General features: G+C 64.8%; 14 protein-coding genes. 7 read left to right on the top strand and 7 right to left on the bottom strand.

The features are described 5' to 3' along the window. Positions 1-116 precede the first annotated feature (116 nt). Together EGJ86_RS09010 and EGJ86_RS09015 are read right to left on the bottom strand one after the other, a co-directional pair. Positions 117-671 carry an NADPH-dependent FMN reductase gene (locus EGJ86_RS09010; RefSeq protein WP_125834849.1) on the bottom strand — a complete coding sequence of 185 codons (555 nt, stop codon included), beginning with the start codon at positions 669-671 and terminating at the stop codon, positions 117-119. Between the two features lie 81 nt (positions 672-752). Beyond that, entirely contained in the window at positions 753-1,646 is an 894-nt protein-coding gene (locus EGJ86_RS09015; protein ID WP_125834850.1) for a LysR family transcriptional regulator, read from the bottom strand. A 283-nt stretch (positions 1,647-1,929) separates the two neighbouring features. Here EGJ86_RS09015 and EGJ86_RS09020 point away from each other — a divergent pair, with 283 nt between their 5' ends. Together EGJ86_RS09020 and speB are read left to right on the top strand one after the other, a co-directional pair. Then, complete coding sequence (locus EGJ86_RS09020; RefSeq protein WP_125834851.1) at positions 1,930-3,003, top strand: extracellular solute-binding protein; 1,074 nt, start codon at positions 1,930-1,932, stop codon at positions 3,001-3,003. Positions 3,004-3,060: 57 nt separating this feature from the next. Next, positions 3,061-4,026: an agmatinase gene (gene speB / locus EGJ86_RS09025; RefSeq protein WP_125834852.1), complete on the top strand. Its 966-nt coding sequence runs from the start codon at positions 3,061-3,063 to the stop codon at positions 4,024-4,026. 156 nt (positions 4,027-4,182) lie between these two features. Here the strand turns inward: speB and EGJ86_RS09030 are convergent, their stop codons facing one another. The 3 genes from EGJ86_RS09030 to EGJ86_RS09040 all read right to left on the bottom strand — a co-directional run bounded on the left by EGJ86_RS09030 (position 4,183) and on the right by EGJ86_RS09040 (position 9,215). Then, positions 4,183-5,736, bottom strand: a complete 1,554-nt coding sequence (locus EGJ86_RS09030) for an acyl CoA:acetate/3-ketoacid CoA transferase (RefSeq protein ID WP_125834853.1) — start codon at positions 5,734-5,736, stop codon at positions 4,183-4,185. Positions 5,737-5,805: 69 nt separating this feature from the next. Continuing rightward, entirely contained in the window at positions 5,806-7,191 is a 1,386-nt protein-coding gene (locus tag EGJ86_RS09035; protein WP_125834854.1) for a GntP family permease, read from the bottom strand. A 563-nt stretch (positions 7,192-7,754) separates the two neighbouring features. Continuing rightward, positions 7,755-9,215 (bottom strand): sigma-54-dependent Fis family transcriptional regulator, encoded by a 1,461-nt coding sequence (locus tag EGJ86_RS09040; RefSeq protein WP_125834855.1) that lies wholly within the window; start codon positions 9,213-9,215, stop codon positions 7,755-7,757. 298 nt (positions 9,216-9,513) lie between these two features. Between EGJ86_RS09040 and EGJ86_RS09045 the strand changes: the two genes are divergently transcribed. From EGJ86_RS09045 to EGJ86_RS09060, 4 genes are all read left to right on the top strand, one after another. Further along, complete coding sequence (locus EGJ86_RS09045; protein ID WP_125834856.1) at positions 9,514-10,515, top strand: DctP family TRAP transporter solute-binding subunit; 1,002 nt, start codon at positions 9,514-9,516, stop codon at positions 10,513-10,515. Positions 10,516-10,678: 163 nt separating this feature from the next. Further along, positions 10,679-11,155, top strand: a complete 477-nt coding sequence (locus EGJ86_RS09050; protein WP_106733241.1) for a TRAP transporter small permease — start codon at positions 10,679-10,681, stop codon at positions 11,153-11,155. Beyond that, a complete protein-coding gene (locus EGJ86_RS09055) occupies positions 11,145-12,440 on the top strand; it encodes a TRAP transporter large permease (RefSeq protein ID WP_125834857.1) in 1,296 nt (431 codons plus the stop codon). Before EGJ86_RS09050 ends, EGJ86_RS09055 begins: the two co-directional genes overlap by 11 nt. Before the next feature lie 83 nt (positions 12,441-12,523). Beyond that, a complete protein-coding gene (locus EGJ86_RS09060) occupies positions 12,524-13,624 on the top strand; it encodes a GGDEF domain-containing protein (RefSeq protein WP_125834858.1) in 1,101 nt (366 codons plus the stop codon). 7 nt (positions 13,625-13,631) lie between these two features. Here the strand turns inward: EGJ86_RS09060 and EGJ86_RS09065 are convergent, their stop codons facing one another. After that, positions 13,632-14,000: a hypothetical protein gene (locus tag EGJ86_RS09065; protein ID WP_106733238.1), complete on the bottom strand. Its 369-nt coding sequence runs from the start codon at positions 13,998-14,000 to the stop codon at positions 13,632-13,634. 196 nt (positions 14,001-14,196) lie between these two features. Here EGJ86_RS09065 and EGJ86_RS09070 point away from each other — a divergent pair, with 196 nt between their 5' ends. Beyond that, positions 14,197-15,828: a hybrid sensor histidine kinase/response regulator gene (locus EGJ86_RS09070; RefSeq protein WP_125834859.1), complete on the top strand. Its 1,632-nt coding sequence runs from the start codon at positions 14,197-14,199 to the stop codon at positions 15,826-15,828. A 3-nt stretch (positions 15,829-15,831) separates the two neighbouring features. Here the strand turns inward: EGJ86_RS09070 and EGJ86_RS09075 are convergent, their stop codons facing one another. Then, positions 15,832-16,467 (bottom strand): response regulator transcription factor, encoded by a 636-nt coding sequence (locus EGJ86_RS09075; protein ID WP_125834860.1) that lies wholly within the window; start codon positions 16,465-16,467, stop codon positions 15,832-15,834. Between the last annotated feature and the right edge of the window lie 49 nt (positions 16,468-16,516).

The raw sequence follows: 16,516 nt of genomic DNA on the forward strand, positions 1-16,516 counted from the left end.
GGCTACTCCCCCACATATCTTTCCCCCGGTCCGTTCTTGCCCCCTGCGGCATCCCGCCCCCCCACCCGGCCATCGCGCCCCCGTCCCCCCCCCCCCGCCCGGGGCGGCGCAGGGCGTCAGGCTTGCTTGGCCACCCACGCCGCGTAGGCGTCTATGAACTTCTGCAGGAAGGGCTTGATGCCGTCGCTGAGCGCGCCGTTCTCGTCGAAGAAGTTGCCAGCTCCGCCGAGGTAGGCTTCCGGTTGCTGCAGCACGTGCACGTCGAGAAATACCAGGCACTGGCGCAGGTGGTGGTTGGCGCCGAAGCCGCCGATGGCACCTGGCGAGGCGCTGAGTACGGCGCCAGGCTTGCCGCTGAAGCCGCTCTGGCCGTATGGGCGCGAGCCGACATCGATGGCGTTCTTCATCGCGCCGGGGATCGAGCGGTTGTATTCGGGGGTGATGAACAGCACCGCGTCGGCAGCCTTGAGCTTGCTGCGAAACGGCGCATAGGAGGCCGGAGCGGTATCGCCGTCGGCGTCTTCGTTGTACAGCGGCAGGTCGCCGATCTCGAGGATTTCCAGATTCAGCGAGGCCGGCGCCAGATCGGCCAGCGCCAGCGCCAGTTTGCGATTGATGGAGGCTTTGCGCAGGCTACCGACCAGCACGGCGACGTTGTAGGTCTTGCTCATGTGTACTCCAGAAGCTGTGGTGAGGAAGGAACAACCACTATAGACCCCGGATGTTTCAGCAGGTGCAGGGCACGCGCCTCGTCACTCGCCGAACGCGTCCAGCAGATCGTCGGCGAAGGCCTTCTGCGCCTCGCTGGCGGGATGGCCGCGATGGCTGGCCAGACGAAACTGCACGGTGAAATCCCACTTGCCGGGCAGCGCGCGCAAGCCGCCGCGCTCTACCCAGGGCAGGGCGGTGTGCTCGGGCAGATAGCCCAGGTGAGCACCGGAGAGGATGAACGCCAGGCTGCCTTCGACCTGTTCGCAGCGCGCGCTGCTGCTGCCGCCTTGCCAGGGTTCGTCGGCAGCGATGAAACGATAGGGATGCACCACGCGGTCGCAGGCCTGCAGGTCAGCGGCGCTCGGCGTTTGCCGGTCGAACAGCGGATGCTGGCGGCCGCAGTACAGGCGCTGGCGCTCGTCGAACAGCGGCTGATAGTCCAGCGCCGTCTGGCTGCCGGAAAAATAGCCGATGGCCAGTTGTAGCTGGTCCTGCAGCAGGCGCCGTTCCAGCTCGGCGGGCATGGCGCTGACCAGCTCGATCTGTACCGCCTGGTTGCGCTGGCGAAAACGCCCGATGGCCTCGCCGATGCGCTGCAGCACCTCGTCCGACAACGCTTCGGACAGGCCGATGCGCAGTTCGCCGAGTAGCTTGTCGGCCATGCCTTGGGCCTCGCCCTTGAAGGTCTCGATGGCGGCGAACAGCTTGCGCGTGGCGGCCAGCACCTGCTCGCCCTTGGGCGTCAGGCGAAAGCCGGCCTTGCCGCGTTCGCACAGGCGAAAGCCCAGGCGGGTTTCCAGCTTGGCCATCTGCGTGCTGATGGTCGACTGGCCGATGCCTAGCTCGCCTTGCGCGGCGCTGAAGCCGACGCTCTCCACCACGGTGACGAACAGCCGCAGCAGTTGCAGGTCGAGGTCGCGCAGTTGGCTGAGCATGCGGGCTCCATACATTGATAGCTGTCAATGTTGGAGTAGAACACTTCGTATTTATCCGAAGCAACGCCGGGCGCAGGATGCCGACATGCCTGGTTCTGTACGAAAAGTCGTCGAGCGAAGGTCAGGCGAGGCAAAAATGGGTGAGGAAGCGGAGTTTACGAGCTGTAAATGAGCATTCCGAACCCATTTTTAACGAAGCATCACCGAGCGCAGGCACTTTTCGTACAGAACCTAGCCTCCATCAGAGAGGCACGGCCCACCGAATCTGCCCGAGGATAGAACCATGCGTCTCGCTGCAAGCCTGTTACTCCTGGCCGTTGCCACGCCCCTGATGGCGGAGCCGAAACAGCTCAACCTGTACAACTGGGCCGACTACGTGGCGCCGCAGGCGCTCGCGCGCTTCCAGGCCGAGACTGGCATCCGGGTCAAATACGACACCTTCGACAGCACCGATGTGCTGGAGAGCAAGTTGATGACCGGCGGCAGCGGCTATGACGTGGTCTTTCCCGCTTCCAGCGGCCTGTCGCGGGCCATCCAGGCCAAGGCGCTGCAGCCGGTGGGGGCGTTGCAAAACGCCGGCAACCTCGACCCCGAACTGCTGGCCAAGCTGGCCAGCGTCGACCCCGGTAACCAGTATGGCGTGCCCTACACCTGGGGCACGGTGGGCCTGGCGATCAACAAGCAAGCTGTCGAGCAGCGTCTACCCGGCGTGGCTCTGGACAGCCTCGACCTGCTGTTCAGGCCCGAGTACGCCAGCAAGCTCAAGGACTGTGGTATCTCCGTGCTCGACTCGCCGCAGGAGGTGATCGCCATCGCCCTCAATTACCTGAGCAAGCCGCCCTACAGCGCCAAAGGCGCCGATCTGGAGGCGGCCAGCGCCTTGCTCGCGGCGCTTCAACCGAACCTGCGCTACATCGGCAATGCCCGGCAGATCGACGATCTGGCCAAGGGCGAGACCTGCCTGGCGCTGACCTACACTGGCGACGCCGGCATGGCCGCTGCGCGTGCTGCCGAGGCCGGGCAACCCTTCGAGGTGCTCTACCGCATTCCGCGTGAAGGCACGCTGATCTGGTTCGACACCATGGCCATTCCCGCCGACGCGCCGCATCCGCAGAACGCTCGCGCGTTCATCGACTTCATGCTGCAACCCGAGGCCATCGCCGAGCTGACCAACGAACTGTTCTTCGCTAACGCCAACCACGCCGCCACGCCGCTGCTGGACGAGGCGGTTAGCGGCGACCCGGACATCTACCCGCCCGAAGCCGTGCGCGCGCGCCTGTTCGCCGAGCAGGTACTGAGCCTGCGCGAGCAGCGTCAGCGCACGCGCCTGTGGGCCGCTTTCCGCACCCAGTACTGAACTGGCCCTGTAGGAGCGAGCTCTGCTCGCGAACATCACCGAAACGAGTATTCGACCATGGATCAAGCCTTCGACAACGACCAGGCCATCACCCGCGCCAGCCTCTACGGCACTGCTGCCGAACCGACCTACGCTGGCATCACCAGCTTTATGCGTCGGCGCTACAGCCGTGATCTGACCGGCGTGGATCTGGCCATCAGCGGTGTGCCGTTCGACACCGCCACCACCAACCGGCCCGGCAGCCGCGTCGGCCCGCGGGCGATCCGCGCTGCCTCGATCCAGTCAGCCTGGGCGCGGCATTTTCCCTGGGAGTTCGACCCCTTCGATGTACTCGCCTGCGTCGACTACGGCGATTGCCTGTTCGACCACGGCACGCCGCAGGACACCCCGGAGGTGATCGAGGCGCATGCCACGCGCATTCTTGAAGCTGGCAGCGCGCTGCTGACCCTGGGCGGCGACCACTTCATCAGCTATCCGCTGCTCAAGGCCCATGCGAAAAAACACGGCACCCTGGCGCTGATCCACTTCGACGCGCACAGCGACACCTGGCCGGACGAGGAGGGCAAACGCATCGACCACGGCACCATGTTCTATCACGCCGCGCGCGAAGGGCTGGTCGATCCGGCGCGCTCGGTGCAGGTCGGCCTGCGCACCACCAATGATGATGTGATGGGCTTTCAGGTGCTCGATGCGCGCGAGGTGCATCGCAGCACGCCGGAGCAGATCGCCGAGCGCATTCGTGCGAGGGTGGGCGAGCATCCGGTGTACCTGACCTTCGACATCGACTGCCTCGACCCGGCTTTCGCCCCCGGCACCGGCACACCGGTGTGTGGCGGCCTTTCCAGCCATCAGGCGCTGGAAATCCTGCGCGGGCTGCGCGGCATCAATCTGGTCGGCATGGACGTGGTGGAAGTGGCGCCGCCCTACGACAACGCCGAGGTCACCGCGCTGGCCGGCGCCACCCTGGCGATGGAGATGATCTGCCTGTACGCCGCGCGGCATAAGCTGGGGGAAAAGACGTAGGGTGGAAGTCGCGGTTTATTTCCACCTGGGGTATTCGCGTTGGCTACCCATGGTGGATCGGTGAAGCGCGGTCCACCCTACGATTCGCGCTAAGTTCCAGGCAAAAAAACGGGCCTGTTCAGGCCCGTAAGTTCACGCTCAAAGAGTGGCCTGGCGCTAGTCCAGGCATTGCGCCAGGCCGATGGGTTCGGGGCGGAATAGCCGTGCATCCATCAGCTTCGGTTCACGCACGATGGGGGCGAAGTCCATGCGCGCGAGGATGTCGCGCTCGATATCCACGCCCGGCGCCACTTCGATCAGTTCCAGCCCTTCGGTAGTCAGGCGCAGCACGCAGCGTTCGGTGACATAGAGCACCGGCTGGCCGCGCTCGGCGGCGAGGCGCCCGGCGAAGGTGCGGTGTTCTACCTCGGCGACGAATTTGCGCACGTCGCCATCCTCGATGATGCGCAACTGGCCGTCTTCGATACGGATGTCCTGCTTGCCGGCGCTGAAGGTGCCGACGAACACCACTTGCTTGGCGTTCTGGCTGATGTTGATGAAACCGCCAGCCCCGGCCAGACGACTGCCGAACTTGGACACGTTGAGGTTGCCCGCCGCGTCGGCCTGGGCCAGGCCGAGGAAGGCGATGTCCAGGCCGCCGCCGTCGTAGAAGTCGAACTGATAAGGCTGATCGAGCAGGGCGCTGTGGTTGCTCGCCGCACCGAAGTCCAGGCCCGAGGCCGGTACGCCGCCGATCACGCCGGGCTCGGCGGTCAGGGTCAGGCGCTCGATCACACCTTCTTCGGCGGCCACCGCCGCCACACCCTCGGGCATGCCGATGCCGAGATTCACCACTGCGTCCGCTTTCAGCTCCAGCGCTGCGCGGCGGGCGATCAGCTTGCGCACGTCCAGCGGCATCGGCGTTAGGCTGTCCACCGGTACGCGGGTCTCGGCGGCGAAGGCGGGGTTGTAGGCGGTGGCGAAGGTCTGCTGATGATTAGCCGGTTCGGCCACCACCACACAGTCCACCAGGATGCCGGGAATCTTCACCTGCCGTGGATTGAGCGAGCCGCGCTCGACCACGCGCTCGACCTGGGCGATCACCAGCCCGCCGCTGTTGCGCGCGGCCATGGCGATGGCCAGGCTCTCGATGGTCAGCGCCTCGCGCTCGAAACTGAGGTTGCCGTCAGGGTCGGCGCTGGTAGCGCGAACGATGCCGACGTTGATCGGGAAGGTCGGGTAAAACAAGTAGTCTTCACCATCGATGGGCATCAGCCGCACCAGATCGGCAGTGGTACGCGCATTGAGCTTGCCGCCGCCATGACGCGGGTCGACGTAAGTGCCCAGACCGACGCGCGACAACTGCCCCGGCTTGCCGGCGGCGATATCGCGAAACAGCTGGGAGATCACTCCCTGCGGCAGGTTGTAGGCCTCGATGCGGTTGTCCACCGCCAGCTTCTGCAACCCCGGCACCAGGCCCCAGTGGCCACCGATCACCCGGCGCACCAGGCCTTCATGGGCCAGATGGTTGAGGCCGCGACCCTTGCCGTCGCCTTGGCCGGCGGCATACACCAGGGTCAGGTCGCGCGGTGCCTGTTCAGCCACGAAACGCTGTTCCAGGGCGATGGCGATCTGCTCGGCGAAACCGATGCCGACGAAGCCGCCGGTGGCCAGGTTGGCGTTGTCCGGAATGCGCGCCACGGCTTCGGCGGCGGTCATGATCTTGCTCATTGCGGGTACTCGAAAGCGATTGAACCAGACGGCTTACGGACAGCATGGCGCCCGAGGGCGCCATGCTCGTCAGAAGCTTCCAAACAGCGTGCCCAGGGTGATCACCACCACCAGCGCCACCAGCGGGAAGGCCACGGTGTTGACGAAGATGAACTTGTACGACTCACGGTGAGTGAGTTTGCAGATCGCCAGCAGCGAGATCACCGCGCCGTTGTGCGGCAGGGTGTCCATGCAGCCCGAGGCCATGGCGGCGACGCGGTGCAGCAACTCGGGGCTGATGCCGGCGGCGGTGGCCATGGTCAGGTACTGCTCACCTAGGGTCTTCAGGGCGATCGACATACCGCCGGAGGCGGAACCGGTGATACCGGCGAGGATGTTCACTGCCACCGCTTCGGAGATCAGCGGGTTGCTGGATACGCCCAGCACCAGGTCACGGATGATGACGAAGCCGGCCAGGGAGGCGATCACCGTGCCGTAACCCACCTCGGCGGCGGTGTTGAGGATCGGCAGCATGGAGCCGAAGGCGCCGTCGTTGACGCTCTTCTTCAAATCCATCCAGCGCTTCCAGTGCATGGCGATCAGCAGCACGATGGCGGCGCCCAGGGCGACGATGATCGACCAGATACCGATCAGCGACTTGGCATCCTGCAGACCGCCGTATTCCGGCTTGGCCAGATAGCTGGTGTCGACGGCCGGCAGAATCTGCTTGGCCATCAGGAAGTTCAGCGCGATCACCACGAAGATCGGCAGCAGCGCCAGCCAGAAGCCGGGAATATCGCGGCGCTCTTCGACGACCGGGTCATCGCGGTGCTCGCCGTAGCCTTCGCCTGCGGCCATCAGCTTGCGCGACTGCGCGGTGAGCCACCAGGTGCCAAGGCCGAACATGATCAGGCCGGCGATCACCCCCAGGCCCGGCGCGGCGAAGGCGTCGGTGCCGAAGAAGGGGTTGGGGATGGCGTTCTGGATAGCCGGCGTGCCGGGCAGCGCGGTCATGGTGAAGGTGAACGAGCCGAGGGCAATGGCACCGGGGATCAGGCGTTTGGGAATGCCCGCTTCGCGGAACAGCGCGGCGCCGATCGGGTACACGGCGAAGGCCACCACGAACAGCGATACGCCGCCGTAGGTGAGGATGCCGCAGGCCAGCACGATGGCCAGGATGGCGCGCTCACTGCCGACCTTGGCGACGATGCCATGGGCGATGGCGCGCGCTGATCCCGAGTCGTCCATTAACTTGCCGAACAGCGCGCCCAGCAGGAACAGCGGGAAGAACTGAATCACATAGCCGCCCATGGCCTTCATGAACACCTGGGTATAGGTGGGTAGCAGCAGGGCGATGTCGCCGGCGAACAGCAACGCCAGCAGGGCCAGCAGCGGGGCGAGGATCAGAACGTTGATGCCGCGGTAGGCGAGGTACATCAACAATGCGAGGGAAATCAGAATACCGAGGGTACCCATGGGTGGTTCCTTTTGTTGTTGTTCTACCGGCTCAGGGCCGTTTATCGAGAAGGCGCGGATGCGGCAGTGCGCCTTTGCCGGATATAGAGCCAGAGTCGTGCCAGGCAGGGGTGAGACTTTCGTCGATAGTGCGGGAAGCCTCACTAGGCGGGCTTTTCAGGCCAGTTTGGGGGTAGGCGTGGAGTCTGGGGTGGAGAATCGTTTGTCCATAAAATTGGAATTAATCCAGATTTGTGGATTTTTTGGTGGGTAACTTGTCCAGGTTTCTAGACGGCAGGAGCGTTTCGTAGGATGGAAATCGCTGTTCATTTCCACCGTTGCGTTCAGCGGTGTAGCCAATGGTGGATCGATAAAGCGTGATCCACCCTACGCCCGAACCGTAGCTTGGATGCAATCCGGGTTTTTTGCGGTGCCTGATCCCCGGATTTCATCCGGGCTACGCAATCGCGGCCGGCGGCAGCATTTGTAGGAGCGGCTTTAGCCGCGAAGCGATTTCCGGTCCGGTGATAATCGCGGCTGAAGCGGAATGCCGCCCAGCCGTTCCCATGACCAGCGACCAGTGCTCAACCCCTCCGCCCCAGCCCATGCTGCGCCAGTTTGGCGTAGAACCCGGCGCGGGAAATGCCCAGACGTTCGGCGGCCGATTGGCGATTGCCGTCGCAGGCCGCCAGTGCTGCCTGCAGTGCCTGGCGCTCGGCCTGCGCCAGCTGTTCGGCCAGCGTCTGCGCCGTGCTCATCATCACTGGCGTAGCGGGCATCGGTGCACTCGGCGTGACCGGGTCGACCAGCAAACCGCGCAAGGCCTCGCCATCCAGTCGCCCATCGACCGCCAGTTGCGCCCGCTCCAGCAGGTTGCGCAGTTCGCGCACGTTGCCCTTCCACGGCTGCGCGCAGAGCAGGGCGAGGGCATCGTCCGTCAGCTCCATGGGCGCCAGGCCGGAGCGGTTGGCCAGGTCATCGAGCAGGTGTTCGATCAGCGCCGGAATGTCGCTGGCACGTTCTCGCAGTGGCGGCACGCGCAGGGCCAGCACGTTGAGGCGGTAGTAGAGATCATCGCGGAACTGCCCGGCGGCCACCTTGGCTTCCAGGTCGATATGGGTCGCCGCGATCACCCGCACGTTGAGCGGCTTGACCTGGTTAGAGCCGAGCGGCTCCACCTCCTGTTCCTGCAACACGCGCAGCAGCTTGGCCTGCAGCGGCAGCGGCAGGTCGCCGATTTCATCGAGAAACAGCGTGCCGCCGTTGGCCACTTCGAACTTGCCGATGCGCGCCTTGCGGTCGGCGCCAGTAAAGGCGCCGGGCGCCGTACCGAACAGCTCGGCCTCGACCAGGGTCTCCGGAATCGCCGCGACGTTGACCGCGACGAATGGCCCGTTGGCGCGTGGCGACAGGTTGTGAATGCCCTGCGCCAGCAGCTCCTTGCCGGTGCCGGTTTCGCCACGGATCAGCACCGTGGCATCGAGTTGCGCGGCGCGGCGGGCCTGGCGCTTGACCTCGCTGGCCGCGCTGCTGGCGCCGATGAAACCGGCGATGGTGTAGCGCGCACGGCGTGCCTTGGCCAGTTCGTGCTGGGTGGCGAGCAGTTGCGTCTGCAGGTTGTTGTACTTGGCCATCAGCGGCTTGAGATGGCGGGCGCGGTCGAACAGGACGAAGCCCAGCGCGCCGACCAGGGTGCCGTCCTCGTCACGCAGCGGAATGCGGGTCACCACGAAGTGCTCGCTGCCGAAGGCCATCAGATCGAGCATGCTCGGTTGGCCGCTTTCCACCACCTCGCGCAGGCGGCTGGCCGGCAGCACCTCCTCGATTTCCTTGCCCAGCGCCGTGCGCGCATCGGCGATGCCGCCCTTCTGCGCGTACTTGTCGTTGATCCAGACGATACGCGCCTGGCGATTGACCGCGATGGTGCCCTCGCATTGCGCGTCGAGGTGATCGAACAGCAGCGGCATGGCCACCGCGCGAAAGCGTTCGGGCGACACGCCGATGATCAGGCCATGTTGGTCGAGGTCGTCGCGGGAGATGGCCATGGGCGAGTGTCCGGAGTGAGATGCCGGTGATTATGGGCAGCGCCGGTCAGGCCGGGCAACGTCAACAGTCATCAGACAATGGCATTCGCCGCGCGCTTCTGGAATAGTTGGGCGGCTGCGCGTAACCCGCCGGCACCTGCCGATCGCCCACAAGGCCTGCCCGGCAGTCGTGACACCTGCCGTGTCCCTTTTGCGTGCCGACCAGGCGCGCCAGGCGAGCCACCCGCTCGCCGCTGGATCCGCACCGCTTTGCCGGTGCCACAACGACAATGACCAAGATCCATACAAGGACGCCCCGATGAAACTCAAGCGACTCTTCTCCGCGCTCGCCGCTGGCGCTGCGCTGACCGCCCTGTGCGCCACCGCGCACTCGCGTGAATACTCCGTTTCCACCGTACTTTCGGACGCCTTCCCCTGGGGGCAGGCCGCGCAGAAGTGGGCCGATCTGGTCAACGAGCGCTCCGAAGGGCGCATCACGCTGCGCGTATATCCCAATGCGCAACTGGTCGCTGGCGACCAGACCAAGGAATTTTCCGCCATGCGCTCCGGCCTGATCGACATGGCCGTGGGCTCGACCATCAACTGGTCGCCGCAGGTGCCGGAACTCAACCTGTTCTCCCTGCCGTTCTTGATGAAGAACGACGCCGACCTCGACGCCATCACCCAGGGTGAGGCTGGCAAGCTGGCTTTCGCCGCCATCGAGCAGCGCGGCATCGTGCCGCTGGCCTGGGGCGAGAACGGCTTCCGCCAACTGTCCAACTCGGCCAAGCCGGTGCGCAGCCCGGCTGACATGGCTGGCCTGAAGATTCGTGTGGTCGGTTCGCCGTTGTTCCAGGACACCTTCAACGCCCTCGGCGCCAACCCCACGCAAATGAGCTGGGCCGACGCCAAGCCGGCGCTGACCACCGGCGCGGTGGACGGTCAGGAGAACCCGCTGTCGGTCTTCGACGTGGCGCGTGTCGACCAGGTCGGCCAGAAGTATCTGACCCTGTGGGACTACATGGCCGACCCGCTGGTGTTCGCCGTCAACCAGCGCGTATGGCAATCCCTGCCCGAGGAAGATCGCGAGCTACTCAGCCAGGCCGCCATCGACGCTGGCAAGTGGGAGATCGAACTGTCGCGCGGCGCCCAGGCGCAGCGTCTGGTCGACGTACGTGAGCGCGGTGTGGAAGTGATCGAGCTGAGCGACGCCGAGCGTGCCGCCTTCGTCGAAGCCACTACCAGCGTGCATGAAAAATGGGCGCCACGTATCGGCGATAAGCTGATGGACGCCGCACGCAAGGCCGTGGCCCAGCCCTGATTCGTTTTATCTGACCGGAAGCCCAAGGGTTTCGGGGCGTGATGCTGCAAGTCTGTCGCAATACACCCATCAGCTCCCCTCTCCCATTTATGGGAGAGGGGCTGGGGGAGAGGGCCAGCGGCACTTGCGCTGAACAACGCCAAGTCGGTCATTCGAGGTTTTTATGAGCAAGCAAGTCGACGCGCCGCTGGAGCGCGTGCTCGCCACCCTGGCCCTGGTGATCATCAGCCTGATCAGCCTGGCCAACGTCGTGGTGCGTTATTTCACCGATGCCTCCTTTGCCTTCACCGAGGAAATCTCGGTGTTCCTGCTGGTCATCCTCACCTTCGCCGGTGCTTCGGTGGCCATGCGCAGCAACCGACATATTCGTATCGGCCTGCTCGAGCGCCTGTTCCCGCGCCTGCGCACGCCGTTGATCCTGCTGCAGTGGCTGGCTGGTGCGCTGGTGCTGGGGCTGGTCTGCTGGTACGGCGGTCAATTTGCCTGGGAGGAATTCCAGTGGGATTCCGAGTCGCCAGGTTTGGGCCTGCCCAACTGGTGGTACGTGATCTGGCTACCGATTCTGGCGCTGCTGGTGTTCGTACGCCTGACCCAGGTCACCCTGGATCGCCTGCGCGGGAGAATCAGCGATGAGCCCTGATCTCTGGCTGATCTTCAGCTTCATCGTGCTGCTCGCGCTCGGTGTGCCGGTGGCCTTCGCCCTCGGCCTGTCCGGCGCCATAGGCATCATCGCCGGCCTGTCGCCGGACATGCTCGCGACCCTCGGCACCAACACCTACAACGGCGTCGCCAAGTACCCGCTGATCGCCATCCCGCTGTTTATCCTCACCGGTCTGGTGTTCGAGAAAGCCGGCGTAGCACTCAGATTGGTGCGCTTCGCCCAGGCGCTGATCGGGCCGCGTCACGGTGGCCTGGCCATGGTCGCGGTGCTGGTCTGCCTGATCATGGGCGGCATGAGCGGCTCCGGCCCGGCCGATGCCGCTGCCGTGGCCATGGTGATGCTGCCGAGCATGACCAAGGCGGGCTACCCCAAGCCGTTCTCCGCCACGCTGATCGCCGCTTCGGCTTCGACGGCGATCCTGATTCCGCCGTCCATCGCGCTGATTCTCTACTCCATCGTGGTGCCGGGCGTGGACCTGCGCGCGTTGTTTGCCGCCGGCCTGTTCCCCGGCATTCTCGCCGGCCTGGTGCTGTTGCTACCGGCCTGGCTGCTGTCGCGCCGCTATGGTTGGGAGTCCCCGGAGCAGGGCGAGCGCCCGCCGCTGGGTGAGAGCTTCAAGCAGGCGCTGCCGGCGCTGTTCGCTCCGATACTGATCCTCGGCGGCCTGCGCAGCGGCCTGTTCACTCCCACGGAAGCCGCTGTGGTCGGCGTGGCCTATGGCGTGCTGGTCGGCCTGTTCGTCACCCGCGAGCTGGACTGGCGCAGCCTCTGGCGCCTGTGCGGTGAGGCGGGGGTGATTTCCGGCGTGGTCATGCTGATCATCGCCCTGGCCGGCATCTTCGCCTGGGCCGGCACCATGCTCGGCACCTTCCGTCATATGGCCGAATGGCTGATCTCGCTGTCGGATAACGGCTGGGTGTTGCTGGCGCTGGTGATGCTCGCGGTGCTGCTGGCCGGCATGCTGCTCGACGCCATCTCCATCTACCTGATCCTGATGCCGATCCTGATTCCGGTCATGCAGCACTTCGGCTGGAACCCGGTGTGGTTCGGCATCCTGCTGGCGATGAACATCGCCATCGGCCAGTTCACCCCACCGGTGGCGATCAACCTGATGGTCACGGCCGAGGTCGCCAAGATACGCCTGGAACAAACCGTCGGCTGGGCCGCGCTGTTCGTCGTGGTGATGTCCAGTGCCCTGCTGTTGGTGGCGATCTTCCCGGAAATCGCCCTGTGGCTGCCGCGTGTGCTGGGTTATGCGGTGTAAAACAGGCAAGGCCGTCTATAGTTGCCTGATGGTGCGCAGCGGGGGGCTGCGTACCGCTGAGGGCGGCGGCGCTGGGCAATAAAATGGGCGACGGCAACTATAACGATCACAGGGACGTAGGCGCGGGGCACTGCGAAGGGCTGCGCGAATCAGGCAAGCGTGCGCTGATGCGCACCATCCTGCTCGCCACCGGCCTGACCCTGGGCGGCTTTGCCGTGCTGCAGGCCCTGGCCGGCAACTATCCCTTCGCCATCCTCGAAGTGCTGTGCACCGCCTTGCTGCTGTTCGGCGCCTGGCGCATCGAACGCGCCCGCCATCTGTACCTGTGGATCTACCTGTACCTGATCCCGACCTTCTGCTTCATCCTCTACATCATCGTCATGCCGGATGCCTCATCAGCGGCATTCGTCTGGCTGTACATGATCCCGCTGCTGGCTTACCTGCTGCTGGGCAAGCAGCGCGCCTTCCTGCTCACCGCGCCGTTCATGCTCGCCGGGCTTTTGCTGTACTTCGCCGACAATCACCTGACCCTGGACACCCGCGGCCTGATCGACCTGGGCAACGCCGCCCTGTGCGGCGTGCTGATCCTGGTGTTCGTGCACATCTACGACGGCTTGCGCATGCAGGCCTACGAGGAGCTGGAGCGCCTGGCGCAGACCGATTCGCTGACCGGCGTGGCCAGCCGCGGCAGCTTTCAGCACGCGCTGCAACGCAGCATTCAGGAGGCTGAACGCAGTAGCGGGCATCTGGTTCTGGTGCTGCTCGATGTCGACCACTTCAAGCAGGTCAACGACCAATGGGGACACGAGGCGGGTGATATGGCGCTGCAACACATCTGCCAGATACTCCAGCAGCGTCTGCGCGTGACCGACTTCCTCGGTCGCCTGGGTGGGGAAGAGTTCGGCCTGCTGCTCAGTCACACCGACAACACCGGCGCTGACCCGCTGGTGGATAAGTTGCGCAAGCAGATTGCCGAACAGCCGCTGGAATACGACGGCGAGCAGATCACGCTGTCCGCCACCTTTGGTCTGGCCACCTGGCCCAGAGACGGTCGCAGCGCCGCCGAGCTTTACCGTGCCGCTGACCGCCGCCTGTACAGCGGCAAGCAGCGCGGCCGCAATCAACTGGTCAGCAGCGACATACCGACCGAGCTGCTACTGGACAAATTCGACGTTCGGCTGTGAGTGCCAGCTAGCGTGCTGCGCTGGCCGGTGCGGCTGGCGCGCAGGGCTGCTGGCCGGCACCGGCCAGGTTTTCAATGTTGTTCAGCACGTTGTTGCCCTGGTTGACCTTCTGCGCGTTCTCCGCCACTTCCATGCGTTTCGCATAGGTCGCCGAGTTGCCATTGAAGCTCTGCTGAGTTTCCAGCACGGTATTGGCCATATCCAACAGGCTGCGTCCGGTGGCGATCAGGTTGCTGGTGGCGCTCGGCGCGCATGGATCGTTAGCCAGCTGAGTGTTCTGCAGCCCCTGGGTTTGCGTGTTCTGCGCCAGGCATCCGCTCAGCGAGGCCAGCACGGCAGCGCTCATGAGGGCTCCCAGGGTTCCTTTGATGTTCATCAGACATTCCCTTCAATGACCGGTCCTCGACCCAGTGCCGAGGCGTTGCCCGGATTTTAGGAAGGGGTGGGACCGTGCGAAATAGTGCGGGTGTACTAGTGTCGCTGTGCCTGCCAACCAGTTCCTTGCGCCGGCTGCAGGCTCCGGCCTAAGGTGCCGGCAGCACAACATGAGCTGTAATCAGCAGGGAAACGTCATGTCCGGGACCGCTACCACCGCTTACGACACCGAACGCGCCCAGGCCGGGGTGCGGCTGATCTTCATGTCGGTCGCGGCCTGCTACATCGTGATCCTCTACTATTTCTCGCTGATCAACCCGGCGCTGGTATGGAAGATCTTCGTTCTGGAGTGCGTCTTCAGCGTTGTCGCCACGCTGATCTGGTTCGACATCAGGCGGCGTCCTGGCAACTATCGTGGGCGTCGGCTGATCACCATGCTCACCGACTATGCCGGTATCACGGTGGTCCTGACATGCGGCGGCACGGCCATGCTGCCGGTCTACGCGATTCTGCTGTGGATCACCATCGGCTATGGTTTGCGCTACGGTTCGGGCTACTTGCTGCTGGCCACCCTGATGGCGTTGCTGTCGCTGACGCTGGTCGCCAGCCTGTCGACGTACTGGCAGTCCCAGCCCTACCTGATCGTCACGCTGCTGCTCACCACCCTGATGGCGCCGACCTATATGCATGTCCTGCTCAAACGCTCGCGCCAGGCGGCCGAGGCCGAGCAGGCCGCCAACCGCGCCAAATCGCAGTTTCTCGCCCAGGCTAGCCACGACCTGCGACAACCCATTCATTCCATCAGCCTGTTCACCGCCTGCCTGCGCGACAGCAGCCTGGGCACCGAGCAGCGGCGCCTGGTGGAGAACATCGACAAATCGCTGCACAGCGTCGCACGCCTGTTCCGCACCATTCTCGATATGTACTCGCTCGATAGCGGCAAGGTGGTGCCGCAACTGGAGTCGCTGGAGCTACGCAGCCTGCTGCAGCAGCTCATCCAGCAGAATGCCGAAGCGGCGCGCTGGGCCGGCGTCGAGATGCGCCTGCGCTGCCCGCCGCTGTATGTGCGTGCTGACCCGGTGCTGCTCACCACCATGCTGCAGAACCTGCTGTCCAATGCCCTGAAATATGCGCCGGGCAAACCGCTGTTGATCGCCTGCCGGCGTCGTGGCCCGGGCGTCGCCATCGAGGTCTACGACAAGGGGCGCGGCATCGCCGCCGGCCATCTCGACAGCGTCTTCGAGGAGTTCTACCGCGTGCGTCAGCAGCGCGACAGCGACGTCGAGGGAATGGGCCTGGGCCTGGCCATCGTCAGACGCCTGGGCACGCTGATGGACATGCGCGTCAGCATTCGCTCCGTGGAGAAGCGCGGTACGCGGGCGGTCATCGACGGCCTGCAACGCGTTGAGGCGCCGAGCGAGCCGTCCTCCGCCAAACGCAGCACCCTGCAGGCGCCGCGCATGCTCGATGGCTTGCGTGTGTGCCTGATCGAGGATGACCAGAACGTGCTGCTGGCCACCGCCACCTTGCTGCAGAAATGGGGCTGCGAAGTTGCCACCTTCAGCACGCTGCCCGACGCCTCTGCGCATTTCGATCTGGTGGTGACGGATTTCGACCTCGGCACCGAGGCTTCGGGCGCCGACTGCATCCAGCACGTGCGGCGCAGCAGTGGGCGTAAGGTGCCTGCGATCATCATGACCGGGCACGATGTGCGCCGCGTGCAGGAGCAGGTGGGTGACAGCGATATCCCGATCCTGTCGAAACCGGTACAGCCCGCCGAGCTGCGGTCGCTGTTGGTGGCCTTGAAACTCAAGCTCAAGGCCGCCTGATGTTCACACCAGCCCGGCTTTGGCACCCTTGGCGGCGGCCGCTGCGCGGGTGCTGACATCCAGCGTGCGCAGCAGCGAGGACACGTGGATGCGTACGGTAAAGGGCGAGATCGCCAGCTCGCGGGCGATTTCCTTGTTCGACAGGCCGCGCACCACCAGCAGCAAGACCTCCTGCTGACGCGGCGTCAGCTGCTCCAGCAGATGACGGTCCTCGGCGAAGGCCGGCACGCCGGACGGGCCTAAGGTCAGGACGAACTCGCCGGCGCGCACGGCCAGTAACGCATCGGCGATTTCATCCGGCGGTGTCGCCTTGCCGATGAAGCCGTCCGCCCCTGCGTTCATCACTTCATCGATCAACTCGCGGTTGTCGACCATCGACACGATCACGATCGAGCTACGCGCAAAGGTCTGGCGCAACGCACTGATAGCCTGCGGTGATTGACCGGGGAACAGCAGGTCGAGCATGAACAGGCTTGGCGCCGTGCTGGCTTGCGCCAGGCTCAGCACTTCATCCATGTCACCGGCTTCGAGAATGCACGCCATAGGGAAGACGCGCTGGGCGATACGACACAGGCCGTCGCGGAAAACCGGGTGGTCGTCGGCGACGATGATGCGTTCTTGTTGTGATTGTTCAGGCATGTGGGGCGCTTCCATCTTGGCGCCAGACTAAAGTCATATCCCTGGCGAC

Origin of the sequence: Pseudomonas sp. o96-267, assembly GCF_003935465.1 — a bacterium.
Lineage (GTDB): Bacteria > Pseudomonadota > Gammaproteobacteria > Pseudomonadales > Pseudomonadaceae > Aquipseudomonas > Aquipseudomonas sediminis.

What these genes read in the sequence shown, in the direction of transcription:
- EGJ86_RS09050 (WP_106733241.1), top strand. Translation starts at nt 10,679, where the DNA reads ATGAGCAAGCAAGTCGACGCGCCGCTGGAGCGCGTGCTCGCCACCCTG.
- speB (WP_125834852.1), top strand. Translation starts at nt 3,061, where the DNA reads ATGGATCAAGCCTTCGACAACGACCAGGCCATCACCCGCGCCAGCCTC.
- EGJ86_RS09045 (WP_125834856.1), top strand. Translation starts at nt 9,514, where the DNA reads ATGAAACTCAAGCGACTCTTCTCCGCGCTCGCCGCTGGCGCTGCGCTG.
- EGJ86_RS09015 (WP_125834850.1), bottom strand. Translation starts at nt 1,646, where the DNA reads ATGCTCAGCCAACTGCGCGACCTCGACCTGCAACTGCTGCGGCTGTTC.
- EGJ86_RS09075 (WP_125834860.1), bottom strand. Translation starts at nt 16,467, where the DNA reads ATGCCTGAACAATCACAACAAGAACGCATCATCGTCGCCGACGACCAC.
- EGJ86_RS09065 (WP_106733238.1), bottom strand. Translation starts at nt 14,000, where the DNA reads ATGAACATCAAAGGAACCCTGGGAGCCCTCATGAGCGCTGCCGTGCTG.
- EGJ86_RS09035 (WP_125834854.1), bottom strand. Translation starts at nt 7,191, where the DNA reads ATGGGTACCCTCGGTATTCTGATTTCCCTCGCATTGTTGATGTACCTC.
- EGJ86_RS09055 (WP_125834857.1), top strand. Translation starts at nt 11,145, where the DNA reads ATGAGCCCTGATCTCTGGCTGATCTTCAGCTTCATCGTGCTGCTCGCG.
- EGJ86_RS09070 (WP_125834859.1), top strand. Translation starts at nt 14,197, where the DNA reads ATGTCCGGGACCGCTACCACCGCTTACGACACCGAACGCGCCCAGGCC.
- EGJ86_RS09040 (WP_125834855.1), bottom strand. Translation starts at nt 9,215, where the DNA reads ATGGCCATCTCCCGCGACGACCTCGACCAACATGGCCTGATCATCGGC.
- EGJ86_RS09060 (WP_125834858.1), top strand. Translation starts at nt 12,524, where the DNA reads ATGGGCGACGGCAACTATAACGATCACAGGGACGTAGGCGCGGGGCAC.
- EGJ86_RS09010 (WP_125834849.1), bottom strand. Translation starts at nt 671, where the DNA reads ATGAGCAAGACCTACAACGTCGCCGTGCTGGTCGGTAGCCTGCGCAAA.
- EGJ86_RS09030 (WP_125834853.1), bottom strand. Translation starts at nt 5,736, where the DNA reads ATGAGCAAGATCATGACCGCCGCCGAAGCCGTGGCGCGCATTCCGGAC.
- EGJ86_RS09020 (WP_125834851.1), top strand. Translation starts at nt 1,930, where the DNA reads ATGCGTCTCGCTGCAAGCCTGTTACTCCTGGCCGTTGCCACGCCCCTG.